This is a genomic window from Microbispora sp. H10836 (genome assembly GCF_012999525.1).
Classification (GTDB): domain Bacteria; phylum Actinomycetota; class Actinomycetes; order Streptosporangiales; family Streptosporangiaceae; genus Microbispora.
This window is the reverse complement of the sequence record NZ_JABBWU010000002.1, coordinates 484937-503661: the sequence shown is the minus strand read 5'-3', so window position 1 is coordinate 503661 and position 18725 is coordinate 484937. Positions and strand designations below refer to the sequence as shown.

General features: G+C 73.2%; 13 protein-coding genes and 1 pseudogene. 7 read left to right on the top strand and 7 right to left on the bottom strand.

Annotated features, from left to right (window positions below):
* Nucleotides 1-46 precede the first annotated feature (46 nt).
* The 7 genes and pseudogenes from HHX30_RS06995 (at nucleotide 47) to HHX30_RS06965 (ending at nucleotide 9986) form a co-directional block, all read left to right on the top strand.
* Nucleotides 47-1912 (top strand): serine/threonine-protein kinase, encoded by a 1866-nt coding sequence (locus HHX30_RS06995; RefSeq protein ID WP_169980544.1) that lies wholly within the window; start codon nucleotides 47-49, stop codon nucleotides 1910-1912.
* Nucleotides 1913-2077: 165 nt separating this feature from the next.
* The gene (locus HHX30_RS06990; RefSeq protein WP_169980542.1) at nucleotides 2078-3676 is read left to right on the top strand and encodes an acyl-CoA carboxylase subunit beta; all 1599 of its coding nucleotides are present in this window, start codon (nucleotides 2078-2080) and stop codon (nucleotides 3674-3676) included.
* Between the two features lie 67 nt (nucleotides 3677-3743).
* Nucleotides 3744-5720 (top strand): annotated as a pseudogene (locus HHX30_RS06985) (acetyl/propionyl/methylcrotonyl-CoA carboxylase subunit alpha); the annotation flags it as partial.
* 389 nt (nucleotides 5721-6109) lie between these two features.
* Nucleotides 6110-6910, top strand: a complete 801-nt coding sequence (locus tag HHX30_RS06980; protein ID WP_169980538.1) for an enoyl-CoA hydratase-related protein — start codon at nucleotides 6110-6112, stop codon at nucleotides 6908-6910.
* Nucleotides 6907-8817, top strand: a complete 1911-nt coding sequence (locus HHX30_RS06975) for an acyclic terpene utilization AtuA family protein (protein WP_211591646.1) — start codon at nucleotides 6907-6909, stop codon at nucleotides 8815-8817. Before HHX30_RS06980 ends, HHX30_RS06975 begins: the two co-directional genes overlap by 4 nt.
* 41 nt (nucleotides 8818-8858) lie before the next feature.
* Nucleotides 8859-9092, top strand: coding sequence for a hypothetical protein (locus HHX30_RS06970; protein WP_169980536.1), 234 nt, complete (start codon nucleotides 8859-8861; stop codon nucleotides 9090-9092).
* A gap of 48 nt (nucleotides 9093-9140) precedes the next feature.
* Nucleotides 9141-9986: a helix-turn-helix transcriptional regulator gene (locus tag HHX30_RS06965; protein WP_169980535.1), complete on the top strand. Its 846-nt coding sequence runs from the start codon at nucleotides 9141-9143 to the stop codon at nucleotides 9984-9986.
* A gap of 100 nt (nucleotides 9987-10086) precedes the next feature.
* On the opposite strand, the gene HHX30_RS06960 is transcribed toward HHX30_RS06965, so the two are convergent.
* The 7 genes from HHX30_RS06960 to HHX30_RS06930 form a co-directional block, all read right to left on the bottom strand.
* On the bottom strand, nucleotides 10087-10503 hold the full coding sequence (locus HHX30_RS06960; RefSeq protein ID WP_169980533.1) for a ferritin-like domain-containing protein: 417 nt from the start codon (nucleotides 10501-10503) through the stop codon (nucleotides 10087-10089).
* A 62-nt stretch (nucleotides 10504-10565) separates the two neighbouring features.
* Nucleotides 10566-12761: a transglutaminaseTgpA domain-containing protein gene (locus HHX30_RS06955; protein ID WP_311922153.1), complete on the bottom strand. Its 2196-nt coding sequence runs from the start codon at nucleotides 12759-12761 to the stop codon at nucleotides 10566-10568.
* The gene (locus HHX30_RS06950) at nucleotides 12758-13930 is read right to left on the bottom strand and encodes a bifunctional glycosyltransferase family 2/GtrA family protein (RefSeq protein WP_169980531.1); all 1173 of its coding nucleotides are present in this window, start codon (nucleotides 13928-13930) and stop codon (nucleotides 12758-12760) included. The genes HHX30_RS06955 and HHX30_RS06950 overlap by 4 nt, the downstream gene beginning before the upstream one ends.
* A 220-nt stretch (nucleotides 13931-14150) precedes the next feature.
* Nucleotides 14151-15236, bottom strand: coding sequence for a hypothetical protein (locus HHX30_RS06945; protein ID WP_169980530.1), 1086 nt, complete (start codon nucleotides 15234-15236; stop codon nucleotides 14151-14153).
* On the bottom strand, nucleotides 15226-16218 hold the full coding sequence (locus HHX30_RS06940; protein WP_169980528.1) for a transporter substrate-binding domain-containing protein: 993 nt from the start codon (nucleotides 16216-16218) through the stop codon (nucleotides 15226-15228). Before HHX30_RS06940 ends, HHX30_RS06945 begins: the two co-directional genes overlap by 11 nt.
* Nucleotides 16219-16507: 289 nt before the next feature.
* The gene (locus HHX30_RS06935; RefSeq protein WP_169980527.1) at nucleotides 16508-17938 is read right to left on the bottom strand and encodes a cell wall metabolism sensor histidine kinase WalK; all 1431 of its coding nucleotides are present in this window, start codon (nucleotides 17936-17938) and stop codon (nucleotides 16508-16510) included.
* Nucleotides 17935-18654: a response regulator transcription factor gene (locus HHX30_RS06930; protein WP_169980525.1), complete on the bottom strand. Its 720-nt coding sequence runs from the start codon at nucleotides 18652-18654 to the stop codon at nucleotides 17935-17937. Before HHX30_RS06930 ends, HHX30_RS06935 begins: the two co-directional genes overlap by 4 nt.
* Nucleotides 18655-18725: the final 71 nt, after the last annotated feature.

Genomic DNA, 18725 nt, shown 5'->3' with positions numbered 1-18725 from the left:
AGCGTTTGCCTCCATTGTGAGGTTTTAGTGGTAATCGGGGGCAATAGTGGCGTTAGAGGCTGGTGATCCGGCACGCCTGGGCCCGTTCGCTCTTGTCGACCGGATCGGCGAGGGCGGCCAGGGGGTCGTCTTCCTCGGCCGGGGCCCGGCGGGCGAGCAGGTCGCGGTCAAGTTGCTGCACACCCGGCTGACGGCCGATCCGGAGGCTCGGGAGCGGTTCCTGCGCGAGGTCGCGCTCGCGCAGCGGGTGGCGCCGTTCTGCACGGCCCCCGTCCTGTACGCCGACCTCGCCGGCAACCAGCCGTTCATCGTCAGCGAGTTCGTGTCCGGGCCGTCGCTGCGGCAGCTCGTGGACCGGGAGGGACCGCGCCGGGGGGCCGCGCTCGAACGGCTCGCCATCAGCACGGCGACGGCCCTGGCCGCCATCCACCGGGCGGGGATCACCCACCGCGACTTCAAGCCGGCCAACGTCCTGATGGGCCCCGAGGGCCCGGTCGTCATCGACTTCGGCGTGGCCAGGGCGCCCGACTCGCCGCAGGCCACCGCGACCGGCGCGTCCATCGGAACGCCCGCCTACCTGGCCCCCGAGGTGCTCTCGGGCGGCACGGCGGGCGCCGCGGCCGACATGTTCGCCTGGGGCGTCACGATGGTGTTCGCCGCCACCGGCAGGCCCGCCTTCGGCGCGGACACGATCCCCTCGGTGATCACGCGGATCCTGCACGCGCAGCCCGACCTGGGCGATCTCGCGATGCCCCTGCGCGACATCGTGGCCGCCTGCCTGTCGAAGAACCCCGCCCTGCGTCCCTCGGCCGAGGACGTCGTCGCGCGGCTCACCGGACAGCCCACCACGCCCGTACGGCCCGCCGCCGCGCCGCAGCCGCCCCCACCGCAGGCCGCGACACCCGGACCTCACACACCGGGACCTCAAGCACCAGGCCCCCACATACCGGGACCCCACATACCGGGACCCCACGCACCGGGACCCCACGCACCGGGATCGCACCTACCCCCGTCGGGGCCGGGGGGTGCGGGGGCGCCGGTCCCGCCCGTACCGCGCCGGTCCGGCACCGGCGGGACGAGGCCGCGGCGGCCGGTGCTGACATGGGCTGTGGCCGGGGTCGGGGTGTCGGCCCTCGCGGCGGCGGCCTTCCTCGTGCCGACGTGGGTGTCCGCCAAGCAGATCTCCTCCGAGGACGCCCTCGGCCCCGCCGCGTCGCCCACGGTGACGCCGTCCCAGGACGTGGAGATGCCCATCCCGCAGCCGTCCGAGCTGGTCACCCCCACCGGGCGCAAATCCGGCAAGCCCTCACCGAGCCCCTCGGCACGACGGCTCCAGCCGAGCGCGAAGCCGGCCGTCTCCCCCACGCGCACCCGTCAGGCGCAGCCGTCGCCTTCCAAGGGTCCGGCCCAGGCCAAGCCCACCGCCGCCACCAAGCCGACCGTCAAGCCCACCGGCGCCGCCGAGGTCACTCCTCCGCCCGCGAAGACCACCCCCGCGCCGACCAAGGCGACCCCGGCGCCGACGAAGGCCACCACGGCCCCCAAACCCAGCGCGACGGCCACCCCGACGAAGACCGCGGCGCCCAAGGCCAACACCTACACGGCCACGGGCGTGTGCGGCAGCGGGTACCGCGTCGTCGACTCGCATTCCTATGGGCAGGCGACGACGTATCTGCTCTACAACGCCGCCAACGGCTACAACTGCGTGATCACCCTGTCGAAGTACGTCATGTCGAGCAAGATCAAGATGACCGCGGTGCTGAAGGTCCAGGGCGGGTCGTCGAAGACCGACTCCGGCAGCTACACGGTCTACGCCGGGCCGATCCGGCTGCCCGCCAAGGCCAAGTGCGTCATCTGGGGCGGCGGCTACGGCACCGCCGCCTGGAGCAGCTCATGGTCGCACTGTGGTTGACAATCGGTGGTTGAAAATCGGTGGTTGAGAATCAGTGGTTGACAATCGGCGGCTGACGACCGGTGGTTGACGATCGGCCGGGACGGGAGGCCGGGCCCGGCTCGTTGACGCGGCGACGGGTCACCAGGAGGATCATCGCGTGACAGAACTCGGTTCGGTGATGCCATGACGGTGCTCGTGAGCCGGCTGGACCCCTCCAGCGGCGAGTACGGCGCGCGGCGCGAGGCCATGCTGGCGAAGCTCGCCGAGCTCGAGGCCGAGCACGCCAAGGCCGTCGCCGGAGGCGGGCCGAAGTACGTCGAGCGGCACCGGGAGCGCGGCAAGCTGCTGCCCCGCGAGCGGATCGAACTGCTCGTCGACCCCGACTCGCCGTTCCTGGAGTTGTCCCCGTTGGCGGCCTGGGGCACCGAATATCCCGTCGGCGCGAGCGTCGTGACCGGCATCGGGGTGATCGAGGGCGTCGAGTGCGTCGTCACGGCCAGCGACCCGACCGTGCGCGGCGGCGCGTCCAACCCCTGGACGCTGCGCAAGACCCTGCGCGCCGCCGAGATCGCGCTGCGCAACCGCATGCCGTACGTGAACCTGGTGGAGTCGGGCGGCGCGGACCTGCCCTCGCAGAAGGACATCTTCATCCCCGGCGGCCAGGTGTTCCGCGACCTGACCCGGCTGTCGGCCGCCGGCGTCCCGACGATCGCGCTGGTCTTCGGCAACGCCACCGCGGGCGGCGCGTACGTGCCGGGCCTGAGCGACCACGTCGTGATGGTGCGGGAGCGGGCCAAGGTGTTCCTCGGCGGCCCGCCCCTGGTGAAGATGGCGACCGGCGAGGAGTCCGACGACGAGTCGCTGGGCGGCGCGGAGATGCACGCGCGGGCCTCCGGCCTGGCCGATCACCTCGCCGCCGACGAGTACGACGCGCTGCGGATCGGCCGTCGCATCGTGCGGCGGCTCAACTGGCGCAAGGCGGGGAACGCTCCCGCGGCCGGCTACGCGGCCCCGCTGTACGACGAGGACGAGCTGCTGGGCATCGTGCCGGAGGACCTGAAGGTCCCCTTCGACCCCCGCGAGGTCCTGGCCCGGGTGGTGGACGGCAGCGACTTCGACGAGTTCAAGCCCCTCTACGGGCCGAGCCTGGTCACCGGATGGGCGAGCGTCCACGGCCACCCGGTCGGGGTCCTCGCCAACGCCCGGGGTGTGCTCTTCGGGGAGGAGTCCCAGAAGGCCGCCCAGTTCATCCAGCTCGCGAACCAGTCGCGTACACCGCTCGTCTTCCTGCAGAACACCACGGGGTACATGGTCGGCAGGGAGTACGAGCAGAGCGGCATCATCAAGCACGGCGCGCTGATGATCAACGCGGTGGCCAACTCGACCGTGCCGCACATCACGATCGTCATGGGCGCCTCCTACGGCGCGGGCAACTACGGCATGTGCGGGCGGGCCTACGACCCTCGCTTCCTGTTCAGCTGGCCGAGCGCGAAGTCGGCCGTCATGGGACCGGCCCAGCTCGCGGGCGTGATGTCGATCGTGGGACGGGCCGCCGCGCAGGCGCGGGGGCAGGTCTACGACGAGGAGGCCGACGCGGCGATGCGCGCGGCGGTCGAGGCGCAGATCGAGTCGGAGTCGGCGGCGTTCTTCCTGTCCGGGCGGCTGTACGACGACGGGGTCATCGACCCCCGGGACACCCGTACGGTGCTCGGGCTGTGCCTGTCGGCGGTCGCGGGGGCGCCCGACGCCGGCCGGGCCGGCTACGGCGTCTTCCGGATGTGACCGGCATGCGCATCGACACCGTTCTTACCGGCAGCGGGCTCATGCGGATCGGCGGGGGTGAAGGGTCATGATCGGGCGGCTGCTGGTCGCGAACCGCGGGGAGATCGCCCGGCGGGTCTTCCGCACCTGCCGGGAACTGGGCATCGAGACCGTCGCCGTCTTCACCGACGCCGACGCGTCCGCCCCGCACGTCGCCGAGGCCGACCGGGCCGTACGGCTGGGCGGCCCGTCGGCGTACCTCGACCCGGAGCGCGTCGTCGAGGCGGCCCGCAGGTCGGGAGCCGACGCGGTCCATCCCGGGTACGGCTTCCTGTCGGAGAACGCCGGCTTCGCCCGGGCCGTGCTGGACGCCGGGCTGACCTGGATCGGCCCCTCCCCCGAGGCCGTCGCCGCGATGGGCAAGAAGATCGAGGCCAAGGCGCTGATGGCGGAGGCCGGGGTGCCGGTCCTGCCGACCATCCCGCTGTCCCCGGACGCCCCGCCCCACATGATCGAAACGCAGATGACCGAGACGCAGATCGCGGCCCCCGTGCTGGTCAAGGCGTCGGCGGGCGGCGGCGGGCGCGGCATGCGGGTGGTGCGCGACCCGGCCGATCTGGCCGGGGCCGTCGAGTCGGCCCGGCGGGAGGCGCTGTCGGCGTTCGGCGACGGGACGCTGTTCGCCGAGCCCCTGGTGGAAGGCGCCCGCCACATCGAGGTGCAGATCCTCGCCGACGCCCACGGCACGGTCTGGGCGCTCGGCGAGCGCGAGTGCTCGATCCAGCGCCGCCACCAGAAGGTGATCGAGGAGGCGCCCTCCCCCGCCGTCGGTCCCGAACTGCGGCGCGAACTGAGCGAGGCGGCGATCCGGGCCGCCCGCGCGATCGGCTACCAGGGCGCGGGCACGGTCGAGTTCCTGCTGTCGGACGAGGGGTTCTTCTTCCTGGAGATGAACACCCGCCTCCAGGTGGAGCACCCGGTCACCGAGTGCGTCTACGGAGTCGACCTGGTCCGGCTGCAGATCGAGGTGGCCGAGGGCGCCCACCTCGCCGCGCTGCCGCCGAGCCCGGTCGGGCACGCCATCGAGGCCCGCCTGTACGCGGAGGACTCCGAGGGCCGCCCGCGCAGCGGCGTGCTGCACCGCTTCGAGATTTCCGGCGTGGACGGAGAGTTCGGTCTCGGGGCGCGGCTGCGGCTCGACTCCGGGGTGGTCTCCGGCACCGAGGTGGGCGTCCACTACGACCCGATGCTGGCCAAGGTCGTCTCGTACGGCCGGGACCGGGCGGAGGCGGCCCGGCGGCTGGCGAGCGCGCTCGCCGGGGCGCGGATCCACGGGCCGGCGACCAACCGCGACCTGCTCGTGGGAGTGCTGCGGCACCCGGACTTCCTGTCCGGGGCGCTCGACACCGGGTTTCTCGAGCGGCACCCCGTTCCGGCGTCGCTCGCCGGTCCCGAGGCCGTACGGCTGTCCGCGCTCGCGGCGGCGCTCGCCGGGGCGGCGGCGGGCCGCGCGGCCGCCCGGCGCGACGGGGTGCTGGGCGGGCTGCCGAGCGGCTGGCGCAACGTCCCCTCCCAGCCGCAGCGCACGGCGTTCGGCACCGAGGACGGCGGACGCCTGGAGATCGCCTACCGGCTGACCAGGGACGGGCTGCGGGCCGAGGGTTTCGAGGCCGTCACGCTCGTGGCGGCGGACCCCGGACAGGTGGTGCTGGAGACGGCGGGCCTGCGGCACACCTTCGAGGTGGCCGCATATCCGGGCCCCGACGACCGGCGGCTCGTGTACGTCGACTCCGCGCTCGGTCCCGTGCGGCTCACCCCGGTCGAGCGGCTGCCCGAACCGGCCGCGCACGTCACTCCGGGGGCACTGCCCGCCCCGATGCCGGGTACGGTCCTGCGTGTCGAAGTCAAGCCCGGCGACGTGGTCGAGGCCGGGCAGCCGGTGGTCGTGCTGGAGGCGATGAAGATGGAGCATCTGGTCGTGTCCCCCGCCTCGGGCACGGTGACGGCCCTGCACGTGACGCCGGGCGCGCAGATCGAGGCGGGCGTGCCGCTCGCCGTGATCGAGCCGTCGCCCCCGGGGAATCCCGGCGGCGGCCCGCACCCGGAAGGGCCGGGCGCGCAGACCGGCCCAGAGATGGGCCCGGACATTCGCCCTGAGATCGGCACAAGGACCGGTACGGCGACCGGTGCGGCGGATGACCAGGGCCCGGACGCGGCAGGCGGCCCGGAGACCGGCTCCTCCGCAGGCCCGGACAGCGGCTCCTCCGCAGGCCCGGAGACGGGCCGCCCGCCGACCCCGGAGACCGGCCTCCCACCGACCCCGCAAACGGCGCCTGCGGCGGCCCTGGAAGCGGCCCCTCCCGGGAGCACGGAGATCGGCACCGAAATCGGCACCGAGACCGGCGCGCAGGGCACGGACACCGGTGCGAATCCGGGCAGGGAGGCGACGCAGCCGTGAGCGAACCCCAGGATGTCCTGGTACGCCGGGAGCAGGCGGGCGGCGTGGCCACGATCACGCTCGACTCGCCGCACAACCGCAACGCCCTGTCGTCCCGGCTGCTGCGGCAACTCGACGACGCGCTGTCCTGGGCGCTTGACGACCCCGCCGTACGAGTGATCGTGCTGACCGGCACGGGACCGGTGTTCTGCGCGGGCGCCGACCTGAAGGAGCAGCGCGGCGGAGGGGCGCCGGTCACCGCGTCGTTCCCCGACATCATGTCGCGGATCTGGGAGAGCCCGAAGCCGGTCGTGTGCCGCCTGAACGGCACGGCCCGGGCGGGCGGCCTCGGCCTGGTGGCGGCCTGTGACTTCGCCGTCGCCCCGGCGACCGCGTCGTTCGCCTTCACCGAGGTGCGGCTCGGAGTGGTCCCGGCCATGATCGCGGTCACCTGCCTGCGCCGTCTGGAGCCCCGGGCCGCGGCCGAATACTTCCTCACCGGAGAGGTCTTCGGCGCCGCGCGCGCAGTGGAGATCGGCCTGCTGACCCGGGCCGTCCCGGCCGACGACCTCGACGCGACCGTGGCGCACTACACCGGCATGCTGCTGCGCGGCGGCCCCGAGGCGCTGGCGATCACCAAGCGGCTCGTGCGGGAGGTGCCGCTGCTGCCGGTCGAGGAGGGGTTCCGCGCGATGGCCGCGCTGTCGGCCGAGCGCTTCACCTCCGAGGAGGGGCAGGAGGGCATCCGGGCCTTCGCGGAGAAACGGCCCGCCGCCTGGGTCCCGTCGGAGGCCACGGCCACAGAAGCCGGGCGATGACGGCGGAGGCCGGGCGGCCGGGACCGATGCGGGTCGCGAACTGCGGCGGTTTCTACGGCGACCGGCTGTCGGCCGCCCGGGAGATGGTCGAGGGCGGGCCGATCGACGTGCTCACCGGCGACTGGCTGGCCGAGCTCACTATGTCGATCCTCGCCGGCAACCGGCTGAAGGGCCGTCCCGGCTACGCCCGTACCTTCCTCACGCAGATGGAGCAGGTCCTCGGCACCTGTCTCGACCGGGGCATCAGGGTCGTCGCCAACGCGGGCGGCCTCGACCCCGCCGGCTGCGCGGAGGCGGTGTCGGCCCTGGCCGGCCGGCTCGGGCTGCGCGCGGCCGTCGCCCACGTCACCGGCGACGACCTCATGCCGCTCGCCGCGCCGCCGGTCCACGCGGACACCGGCGAGACCCTGCGGGCGACTCCGCTGACCGCCAACGCCTACCTTGGCGGCCGGCCGATCGCGGTGGCGCTGGAGCACGGCGCGGACGTCGTCGTCACCGGGCGGGTCACCGACGCCGCCCTGGTCACCGGGCCCGGCATGTGGTGGTTCGGCTGGGGCCCCGGCGACCTCGACCCCCTGGCCGGTTCCGTCGTCGCCGGGCATGTGATCGAGTGCGGTTGCCAGGCGACCGGCGGCAACTACGCCTTCTTCGAGGAGGTGCCCGACCTCGCCCACTGTGGCTTCCCCATCGCGGAGCTGTACGCCGACGGGTCGAGCGTGATCACGAAGCACCCGGGCACCGGCGGACTGGTCTCGATCGGGACCGTGACCGCGCAGCTGCTCTACGAGATCGCCGCACCGCGCTATCTCGGACCGGACGTGACCGCCCGGTTCGACACCATCCGGCTGGAACAGCAGGGGCCCGACCGGGTCAGGATCACGGGCGTGCGCGGCGAACCCCCGCCGGACACCCTGAAGGTCGCCGTCACCTACCTGGGCGGCCACCGCAACACGATGACGCTCGTGCTCACCGGCCTCGACCTCGCGGCCAAGGCCCGGATCGCGCAGGAGGCGATCTGGGCCCGCGTCCCGCGCGAGTCGTTCGAACAGGTCCACGTGGAGCTGACCCCGCTCGGCGCGGGTGGCGGCTCCGGCTCCCCGAGCGGTCCGGAAGCGAGCGGCGCAGGCACAGGCGGCGCGGGCACGGGCGATCCGGGCACGGGCGATCCGGGCACGGGCGATCCGGGCACGGGCGATCCGGGCACGGGCGGCTACGGCGCCCTGAGCGGCCCGCAAGAGGGCGGCACGGGCACGAACAGCGTCGGCGCGGCCGGGACCGCGTTGCTGCGGATCACGGTCATGGACCCCGATCCGCGCACGGCCGGGCGGGCGTTCTCCTCCGCCGTGGTGGAGACCGGCCTGGCGAGCTACCCCGGCTTCTACGGCCTGACGCCGCCCGGCGACGCCTCCCCCTACGGCGTCTTCTGGCCCTCGTCGGTCGAGGCGCGGGCCGTGCTCCCCGTGGTGGCCGTGGACGGGCTCCGCGTCGAGGTGCCGTACGCGCCGCCCGGCCCGGTGCTGGGCGAGCAGGCGGGAGGACCGCCCGGCGACGCCGTCGTGCCGCCGTACGCCGGGGATCTGCCGGCCGGGGTGGTCAGGCCGCTCGGCACGGTCGCCGGCGCCCGCTCGGGCGACAAGGGCGGCGACGCCAACCTCGGCGTCTGGGTGCGCGATCCCGCCCATTATCCGTGGCTCGCGGCGTTCCTGACCGTGGACCGGCTCAGGGAACTGCTGCCGGAGGTCGGCGGCCTGCCGATCGACCGGTTCGCGCTGCCGAACCTGCACGCGCTGAACTTCGTCGTCCACGGGCTGCTGGGCAGAGGCGTGGCGGCCAGCCCGCTCCTCGACGCGCAGGCCAAGGCGCTCGGGGAGCGTCTTCGCGCCGTGTGCGTGCCCATCCCATCGTGACTAGGATTGCCCGCGATTGCCGCGAATCGGGAGAAAAGGACATGCGATTGCGCTTTCTCGGCTCCACGTCCGAGGCGGGGGCCTGTCCCCCCCTCTACGAGACCGACCGCGGCACGATCGTCGTGCAGGGCCTGGAGGTCGTGGACCGTGAGGCCCGCGCCGACCTGCGCCACGTGCTCGACGGGGAGACCGCGGTCGAGGTGCCGAGGAACTGCTCGTCGAGATCGCCCGGCGGGTCCTGTCCGATCACGATTGAGGGCCGCCGTCTGGCATGATCCGGCGTGCCGGGTCTACCTTGGACCGCACCACGGCCGGAGGTGGAAGTGAGCGGTTTCCATCAGGCCCGCATGGACCTGGGAGCCCAGCTACGCCAGTTGCGGGAGAACGCCCGCCTGTCCGGGAAGGACCTCGCCGAGCGGCTGCGCTGGCAGCCGTCGAAGGTCTCGCGCATCGAGAACGCGCGCCAGACCGCCACCGAGGACGACGTGGCCGCGTGGGGAAAGGCGGTGGACGCCGACCCGCATGCGATCGACGACCTGATCCGGCAGGCGGCCGGCCTGCTCGAGCGGCACGACTCCTGGCGGCAGCGGCACAGGAACGGCCTGGCCGCGCTCCAGGAGGACATCCGCGAACTGGAGACGCGCACCCGGCTGTTCCGGGCGTTCGAGCCGGGTGTGGTGATCGGCCTGCTGCAGACCACCGAATACGCCAGGCACATCTTCGGCAAGGTCAGGCGGGTGCACGAGTCCACCGACGACGTGGACGACGCGATCCGGATCCGGATGCGCCGCCAGGAGATCCTGTACGACCCGGCGCGGCGGTTCCGGTTCGTCATGCCGGAGGCGGTGCTGCGTTACCGGCTCGCGCCCCCGGACGTGATGCGCGGCCAGCTCGACCGGCTGATCGCGGTGACCACGCTGCCGAACGTGGAGTTCGGGCTGCTGCCGTTCGAGGCGCAGCTGCCGTCCGCCCTGATGAACTCGTTCTGGATCTACGACGACTGCATGGTCGGAGTGGCGACCAGGACCAGGGACCTGCTGCTGCGCGACGCCGCGGACGTCGCCTTCTACGCCCAGGCGTTCGAGGAGTTCTGCGAGGTCGCGGCCTTCCGCGACGACGCGAGGGCGTTGATCGTGCGGGCTCTCGACGACTATGCCCGGCCGCGCTGATCCACCACACGCGACCCGAGACGAGCCACCAGCCGACCCACCGCGCCGACGCCGCGCCGCCGGGGCACACGCCGTGCCCCGGCTCGCCCCGCCCGTCAGGTCACTTGCCGAGGGCGGTCTGCAGGTCCATGACGTGGTCCTGCGTCTGCTGCAGCAGCGGGCGCAGCGCCTCGGCCACGTCGCTCAGGCCGAGCTCCTGGGCCTGCTCCACGCGCTCGCGGTAGCGGCGAAGCTGCTCCTGCTCCAACTCCAGGTCGAGCCGGAGCGCGTCCGCGCCGTCGGTCGCCACCGGCACCTCGGGGACGAGGACGCTCGGCACGCCGCCGAGGAAGTCGATCTGCCCGGCCAGCGTGCTCGCGTGGTTGAGTTCCTGGCCGAGGTGCTGCTTGAGCTCCTCGGTGATCGACAGGTACTCCGCGCCCTTGATGGTGGCCGCGTGCTGCACGTACTGCACGATCGAGCGGTATTCGCTCTCCAGGTCCTCGTTCAGCAGGGCGATGAAGCCCTCCGTGTCCATGGGAATCCTTTCGTCGGTCCAAAGGCCCATCACGTACCCGCTGAGGAGGCGGCCGAACGCCGTCAGCCCAGCTTGTAGAGCACCGAGCCGCCCCCGACCGTGCCCCCGTCCGTGCCCCCGTACTCCGCGGCCTCCACCCGCGTGCCGTGCGCCTTCACCCACTCGTTGACGTCCGCGCTCGCCCCGCGCGAGGGTCCGGAACCGCCGTCGCCGAGCAGGATGTACCGCAACTCGCCCTCGGACACGTACCGCTGCAGTTTCTCCACCGTCATCGCCGGGTCGGAGCCGGTGAACCCGCCCATCGCGATGACCGGCTCGCCCGTGGACAGGATCAGCGACGACGCGCTCTGCGCGCTGTCCACCGCCACCAGCCAGGTGGCGCTCCCCTTGTTGCGCTTCAGGTACGCCGCCATCGCGGCGTCCACCCGGCCGCCGGGCCCGCGCATGCCCCGGCCGTCCGGCCCGTTCCCGTCCGGCGCGTTCCCGTCCGGCGCGCTCCCGGGAGTCGTCGTGTCTCCCGCCGGTCGCGTGCCCGCCGTCGGCGCCATGCCACCGGGTCCGCCCCGTCCGGACGGTCCTCCCATGCCCTGCGACGGTCCCGCCGTGGGGTTGGTGCCGTTCACCGCCGAGCCCAGCGGCGTCAGCGCGTACGCCGCCGGACCGGCCAGCCCGGCCACGACCGCCGCGGCCAGCGCCACCGCCGTCACCCGCGCGGCCGTCCGAGCCCCACGCACGGCCGGGCCACCGCGCTCCGGTGTCCTGGAGGCGCGCGCCGTGACCGCCAGGGCGAGCACCGCGACGGCGCTCGCGCCCGCCACCGCCCAGGCGAGCCACGGCACAAAGTCGGGCGTACGGCGCAGCACGACGAACGACCAGACTCCGGTCACGGCGACCGCGGCGGCCAGGACCAGCCGCCAGACGGCCGAGGCGCGTGCCGCCCGCCACATCAGCACGCCGCCGATGCCGGTCAGCGCGGCGATCGCGGGGGCCATCGCGGTGGAGTAGTACGGGTGGAAGGTCCCGCTGGAGAAGCTGAAGACGGCGTAGTGCACGACCAGCCAGCCACCCCACAGCAGCAGCGACGCGCGGACCGCGTCCCCGGCCGTTCCATCCGACGGCTTGGGGCCCGGCCTCGCGACCAGGACGAGGCCGCAGACCAGGGCCACGGCGGCGAACGGGAGGAGCCAGGAGATCTGCCCGGCCATGACGTCGTTGAACAGCCTGCCCGCGCCGGACGCGCCGCCGAAGCCGCCACCCCCACCGAAGCCGCCACCAGGTCCACCAGGGCCACCGGGACCACCAGGGCCACCGGGACCACCAGGGCCACCGCCCATGCCATCGAGGGCACGCGTCAGGCCTTCCGCGGTGTCCGCGGGAAGTCTTCCCGGGCCGCCGCCGTTGCCCGCGCCGCCGAAGATCCTGCCCAGGCCGTTGTATCCGATCACCAGGTCCCAGACGGTGTTGTCCGTGCTGCCGCCGATGTACGGCCGCGAGGACGCGGCCCACCGGTCGACCACGACCATCCACCACGCACTGGACACCACGAGGACCGCCCCGGCGGCCGCCAGGCGCCCGATCCGGCGTACGACCGTCCCCGGCGCGGCGTAGAGATAGGTCAGCGCGAACGCCGGCAGCACGAGGTACGCCTGGAGCATCTTGGTGTTGAAGGCGAGGCCCACCAGCGCGGCGGTGACCAGCAGCGTGCGCAGCCGCCCGGTGCGGATCGCCTCCAGGCAGAACCATCCGGCCGCCACCAGCAGCAGGACGAGGACCGTGTCCGGGTTGTTGTCCCTGTTGATGGCCACGGTGATGGGGGTCAGCGTCATGACGAGCGCGGCAAGCAGGGCCGCCGCCCCGGCCGCGCGGGCACCGAGCCCGAGCAGCGCCCGCCCTACGGCGGAGTGGACCAGGGCGACCGAGGCCACGCCGGCCGCCGCCTGCGGCAGCAGCATGCTCCACGTGCCGAACCCGAAGATGCGGGCCGGCAGGCCCATCACCCACAGCGCGAAGGGCGGCTTGTCGACCGTGATGTACGACCCGGCGTCCAGCGCGCCGAAGAAGAACGCCTTCCAGCTCTTCGTGCCGGAGTAGATCGCGGCGGCGTAGTAGTCGTTGGCGTACCCGTTGCGGCCGAGCGCCCAGGTGTGGAGCACCGCCGCGAGCGCGAGGACGGCCCACTTCCCCCAGCGCGGCAGCGGCGTCACGCGGTCCGCCGGGGCCCGGTGGCCGATCGGGGTCGCGGGGGCGAGTGCGGTCACCGGGAGTCCTTCCGGGGCGCGAAGACCCAGGATCGCAGGAGCAGGAAGCGCAGCAGGGTGGCGAGACCGTTCGCCACGATGACGGCGGCGAGCTCGGCCGCCCGCGACGCGCCGCCGGGCAGCGCGGCCAAACCCCCGCTGGTCAGCGCGAGACCCGCGACGAAGGCGACGAGCCCGCCGAGGTGGTGCCGCAGAGCGCCCGCCCTGCCCCGTACGCCGAAGGTGAAGCGGCGGTTGGCCGCGGTGTTGGCGACGGCGGTGACCAACAGCGCGATCGCGTTGGCGGCCACGGGCGGCAGCATCGAGCGCAGCATCCAGAACAGCGCCAGGTGCGCCACCGTGCTGATCGCCCCGATCACGGCGAACGCCGGGATCTGCGTGCGCACCGATGTCCGGGACGGCGGCGCGGCCGGGGCCGCGAGACTTCCCCGGGCGACCCGCCACATGCCCTTCAGGTCGTCGACCGCCGTCCTGACGATGTCCACCCGGCTGTCGGGGTCGTCCACCCAGTCGACCGGCACCTCGTGGATGCGCAGCCCGTGCTGCTCGGCCAGCAGCAGCAGCTCGGTGTCGAAGAACCACGCCTCGTCCCGCACGGCGGGCAGCAGGGCCTGCACGACCTCGGTGCGGGCCGCCTTGAACCCGCACTGCGCGTCGGAGAACCGCGCCCCCATCAGCGAGCGCAGCAGCAGGTTGTACGACCTGGAGATGACCTCGCGCTTCGGGCCGCGCACCACGTTGGACCACGGGGACAGGCGGGTCCCGATCGCCAGGTCGCTGTGACCGGTCATCAGCGGCGCGACCAGCGGAAGGAACGCGTCCAGGTCGGTCGACAGGTCCACGTCCATGTAGCCGACCACGTCGGCGTCGCTGGCCTCCCACACCCGCCGCAGCGCCCGGCCGCGGCCCTTCTGGTCGAGGTGTACGGCCCGCACCCCCGGCAGCTCCCGGGCCAGCCGCCGGGCGACCGCCCACGTGCCGTCCGTGCTCGCGTTGTCGGCGATCGTCACGCGGAAGCCGTACGGGAAGTCACCGCTCAGGTAGGCGTGCAGCCGCTCCACGCTCGCGGCCAGGACGCGCTCCTCGTTGTACACGGGGACGACGACCTCGACCAGGCGGGTCCTGCGGGACGCCCCCGCCACCGGCCCGGACACCATCGTCACGCTCATGCCACCTCCTCGCCTGACGGCTCGGAGTCGCATGAGCGAATCGCACTGTACCTATCGATTCGCTCGCTCATGCGCCCACGCTCGCGGCGCGGCATGGGACGCCCATGAGGCGTTCGTTAAGGCCGCATGAGAACGCCCCGACGGGCTCTGGCCGGCAGTGGCACGAGCCGCGCCTGTCGCAGGAGCAGGAGCTGGAGCTGGAGCTGGAGCGCGCCGGGGATCAGGGTTGACGACCGCCCTGGGCTCGCCCCTCCGGAGCACCCGCGGAGACAGCCGCCTCGTCGTGGGTGAGGTCGTCCGGTGTCGCCGGACGGCCCTCGCAGCGGGAGTCGAGCGGGATCGCCACGGGCGCGGGAGCCAGCCAGGAAAGTGCGCTCTGCTCGACGTTCCACTGGTGGAGATGCACGGTGGTGTGCGGGACCGCGCCCGGCTCCGGGCAGAGCACCTGGGACACCAGCAGGTCGTTGCGTACGAAGCGGACCGCGCCGGAGCGTTCGAGGATGGTGACGAGACGGTCGTCGCTGGCGATCACATACCCGACCGTGACCTGCACGGCCTCGCCGTCCGGCTCGGCGGCGATCTCCACGGCCGTGAGTGGCAGGATCGGCGAACGCAGGACCACCGCTCCGGCCACCAGCGGAAAGAGCACAGCGAGCGTCCAGGTGAGGCCGTGCACCACCAGTGGCGCGGCGGGCGCCGGCACCGGCCCGGTGACCAGCGGAGCGAGCACGGGGGGCGCGGTGAGCAGGATCAGGGTGGAGACGTCGGCCTGTTCCAGCGCCTGCGTGACCGCCGGGCGCAGCGCCAGGAGGACGAGCACGCCGGAGACCACCGGCAGCACCAGGCAGACGGCCCGGATCCCCGTCCGGTCCAGCGGGCGGCGTTCTCGCAGAGTCAGCCCGGCCACCGCGAGCGTGAGCATGAGCAGAGTCGGCAGGAAACGAAGCTGCCAGCCGAGCAGCCCGACGCCCACGGCCACCGCGACCACCCAGTCGGGCACCCGGTCGGCGGCCCGCGCCACCCAGACGGAGCGCCGGGTGCTGAGCCGGTACAGGGGCCCGAGCACCCGGCCGGCCAGCACCACGGCGGGCAACACCCACACAAGCGTCAGCAGCACCGTGGTGAGCAGACCGAGCGGACTGACGTACTGCACGAGCAGCAGCAGCGTCTGCGTGTCCTGCCGGCTGGCGTACCACAACCGCATCACCAGCAGCACCAGCGGGAAGGCGGGCAGGAGCGTCAGCACCCACTCCTGGTTGCGCTGCGGCGCGCGGCCCCTGCCTGTGTTCCCCGCCTCAGCAGCCATCGTCCGAAAGGGCTCGCTCCCACGGCCACCGGCGAACCTGCGGCGCTTTCAGGCACGGCTGGGTGCTCTGGGCCACGTTCACCCCGGGATTGGCCACGAGCAGCGGGCGGATATGCCGGTCGTAGGCCTCTTCCCACGTCCTGTTCTGGGGGTCGGCGTAGGAGCGGTACAACGCGAGCTCGACCAGAGTGCGCAGGGAGGTGTTCGTGCCCGCGTTCACCCCCCACATCTCGGTCTTCTCCAGGCCGATGTCGTGGTGTCTGAACTTCCCGCCGGACCGGGCGACGAATCCCGCCATGATCGCGGCGTCCGTGCTGACGGCGTCGTACAGGTGACCCTCCAGCCCCTCGAAGCAGGCGCTGATCTTGTTCTCCGCGGTCACCTTGGCGCCGCTCTCGGCCAGGGGACCCTCCGAGGTCGAGGTGCCGAGGGTGCAGACCTTCTCGCCGGTGAGCTGGCCGAGGGAGGTCACCCGGGGGTGGTCGGCCCGTGTCACCACCGACTGCTCGGTGAACAGATAGGGGCTGGAGAAGCCGACCGACGGATCCTGCAGCCGACCGGGGGTGATGCTGAACGTCGCCACCACCAGGTCGACGGTGACGAAGTTCCCGTCGGCGTCGGTGGCCTGGCGGCGGGCCCGGTCCTCGGTCTCGATCGACAGGAACTCCACCTGCTCGGGCCGGAAACCGAGCTCGCCGGCGATCATGTACGCGATGTCGATGTCGAAGCCGGAGAAGGCGCCGGTCTTGTCGCGCAGGGCGATGCCGGGGGTGTCGTCCTTCACCCCGATCAAGAGCTTCTTCTTCCCCGTCAGCCGGGCCTGCTCGCGTAACTCGGCCTCGGTCGGCGGCCCGGCGGCGAAAAGGATCCAGCCACCGACCAGAACCGCCGCCAGGATGGCGGCGAGCCAGCCGTACAGCCGCAGCCAGTCTCCTCTGCGACGAGGAGGCGGCTCGGCCTCCGGCGCCGGGGGCTCCGGCATCGGCTCGGGGCTCGGCGCAGCGGGTTCCGTTCCGGGCCGCACCCGCCGCGGCTGCCGTCCGAATCGCTTCCCCAACTCCACCCGAACAGCCTCCGTCGCACCGTCCAGCCGCTATTTTCACGGGATCATCCGGACTAGCGTATTCCCCGCGCTCGAGGGCCGGGGCCGCGCGAAGGCGTCACGGTGGACGACCCGGTGGGCGCGCTCACGGCGACCGCGGAGGGGATGGCGCCGCACGGCCACGGGGTGGCGGGGTGACACGACCGAGCGCCGGCCGTGCCCAGGCAGGTCAGGCCAGGGGCGGGGTCCCGGGGAGCTCGACCGTGGCGAGCGTCCCGCCGCCGGGGGCGTTCTCGATGGTGACCCGTCCCCCGGCGTCCCGTACGGCCTGCGCCACGATCGCCAGGCCGAGGCCGGAGCCGGGCAGGCTGCGCGCCGACGGCGAGCGCCAGAACCGCTCGAAGACGTGCGGCAGTTCGTCCTCGGGGATGCCGGGACCCTCGTCGCGCACGGTCAGCACGCCGCCCGTGAGGCGCACGGTCACCAGGCCCCCGGGCGGGCTGAACTTCACGGCGTTGTCGAGCACGTTCACCGCGGCCCGCTGCAGGCCGCGGGCGTCCCCATGGACCTGCCACGGCTCCAGGCCGACGTCGAAGCGCAGCCCGGGACCGCGCCGCCTGGCCCGCTCGACCGCCGACGCCGCCACCTCGTGCAGGTCGATGCCGGACGACAGCTCGCCGTTCTCCGCCTTCCTCGACAGCTCCAGCAGGTCGCCGATGAGGCTCGACATCTCCTCGAACTGCTCCTTGACGTTCGCCAGCAGCCGCCGCTTGGCCGAGGGCTCGATGGCCCGGCCGGTGTTCTCACTGCGCAGCAGCAGGTCGATGTTGGTGCGCAGGCTGGTCAGCGGGGTGCGCAGCTCGTGCCCGGCGTCGGCCACGAGCCGCCGCTGGCGCTCCTGCGAGCTGGACAGGGCGGCGGTCATCGTGTTGAACGACCTGCTCAGGCGGGCGATCTCGTCCTCCCCCTCGACCGGGATCGTCACGCTCAGGTCCTCCGTCCTGGCCACGTGCTCGACCGCGCGGGTCAGCCGCTCCACCGGGCGCAGCGCCGTACGGGCCAGCCAGAGCCCGGCCACGGCGGCGCCGAGCACTCCGAGCACGCAGACCGAGCCGAAGACGAGGGCGAGGATGTCCAGCGTCTTGTCCATCTCGGCGGTGGAGCGGAACACGCTGACCGTCACCGGGCCCTCCGGCAGGGGCGGCTCCGCGAACTGCGCGGCGTCCTTCGGCGGGCCGCCCGGAGGCGGCTCGTACCTGAAGGTGTAGACGAGCACGGAGGTGCCGTCGGTCGTGACCGCGTCGCGCAGCACGGGCGCGCCTCCGGAGACGGCCATCGCCCGCTCCCGCGCGGTCGGCGTCACCAGAGCCGACCCGGACGCGACGCACACCGAGCCGTCCGCCGTGACGACCTGCCAGCTGCGCCCCGAGGGGTCCCAGTCGGGTCGCGGCCCCTCCTTGCGCCCATGGCCGGCGCAGTCCCACAGCGCGAACCCGACCTGCTGCGCCGGCGGCCGCAGGTGCGTGATCGAGTCGGCGATCCGGCCGCGCATCTCGCCGCGGACGAGCAGCCAGCACACCGCCGCCGCCACCGCGACGGCCAGGGCGACCGCCGCCGCGATCAGCAGCGTGAGCCGGGATCGGAGCGTACGGCGTCTCAAGGCGACGACCGCAGCACGTAGCCCACGCCGCGCACGGTGTGGATGAGGCGGGGCAGTCCGCCCGCCTCGGTCTTGCGTCGCAGATACATCACGTACACGTCGAGCGAGTTCGACGACGGCTCGAAGTCGAAGCCCCACACCTCCCGCAGGATCTGCTCACGGGTGAGCACCTGCCGGGGATGGGTGAGGAACAGCTCCAGCAGCAGGTGCTCGGTGCGGGTGAGGTCGAGCCTGCGGCCGGCCCGGGTGACCTCCCAGCTCACGGTGTCCATCCGCAGGTCGCCGAAGGCGAGGACGTCGCCGCCGGCCTCGCTCTGCCCGTACTGCCCGCCGCGCCGCAGCAACGCCCGCACCCGGGCGAGCAGCTCGTCGAGTTCGAACGGCTTGACCAGGTAGTCGTCCGCTCCGGCGTCCAGGCCGGAGACGCGGTCGCCGACGGCGTCGCGCGCGGTCAGCATGAGGACCGGCACCCGGTTGCCGGAGGCGCGCAGCCGGCGGCAGGTCGTCAGCCCGTCGAGCCGGGGCATCATGACGTCGAGGAGCATCGCGTCGTACTCCCCCCGGTTCTGTGCGGCGCGGTCGAGGAGGTCCAGCGCGGTCAGCCCGTCGGCGGCGCTCTCGACCGTGTACCCCTCGAACTCCAGGCTGCTGCGCAACGCCTCCCTCAGGGCCGGCTCGTCGTCCACTACCAGCAGTTTCGCCGATTCCTCACGCACCGGCACAAGTTATCCGAGGGTCATGAGAATCCGGTTAAGCCCGCGGATCCGGGGGGTGAGGCGGGGCGCCG